Below are 660 nucleotides of genomic sequence, written 5' to 3'. Positions count from 1 at the left end.
CTCCAGCGGGCCCGTCACGTCGAAGACCACGGCCGCGTTGGCGGGCGCCTTCGCGCGCTGCGCGACCACCCCGGGCAGGCCCTTGAGCAGCACGTCGCGGGTGATGTGCGCGCCGGGCGAGTCCAGGTTGCCGGGCTGGTCGAGGGCCCGGCGCAGGTCCTGTTCGTGCACCCACACGTCCAGGGCGCGGGTGGTCAGCGCCCGGGAGAGGGTGACCTCGCCGACCGGGCTGCGCACGAGGGTCTCCGGATCGCGCTTCTCGTTCCGCAACTGCCGCGAGCGGCGGATGATCGTGTACTCCAGTTCGGAGGTCATCTCGGGCGCGGTGTGGCAGCGCCGCACGTCGACCTGGACCTCCACGTACCGCGCGAACTCGCTGTTCACGTGGTAGAGATCGCGCGGCAGGCTGTGTATCGGGCGCGGGTCGCCGAGCATTTCGCACTCGAAGCCGATGACGTGTGAGACGACGTCACGCACCGACCATCCCGGGCACTCGGTGGCCCGGTTCCACTCCCCCTCGACGAGGGGGTTCACCAACTCGGATATCGCTTCGATGGAGTGCGTCCATGCGTCGATGGCAGGTTGCAGGCTGGGATGGACGGTCACGGGACCCCTCGGGCGGTTCGTACGCGGGCTGGGTGCTGTTTGGCAGTTAAGTTA

General features: G+C 69.1%; 1 protein-coding gene. It reads right to left on the bottom strand.

Translation table 11 applies throughout. The features are described 5' to 3' along the window. On the bottom strand, positions 1 to 606 hold a 606-nt coding region (locus tag KUM32_RS29695; RefSeq protein WP_217145067.1), incomplete at its 3' end, for a maleylpyruvate isomerase family mycothiol-dependent enzyme. Positions 607 to 660: the final 54 nt, after the last annotated feature.

Source organism: Streptomyces sp. AC627_RSS907 (genome assembly GCF_019049165.1).
Note: the sequence above shows the minus strand (reverse complement) of the source record. Positions and strands in the feature narration are given on the sequence as shown.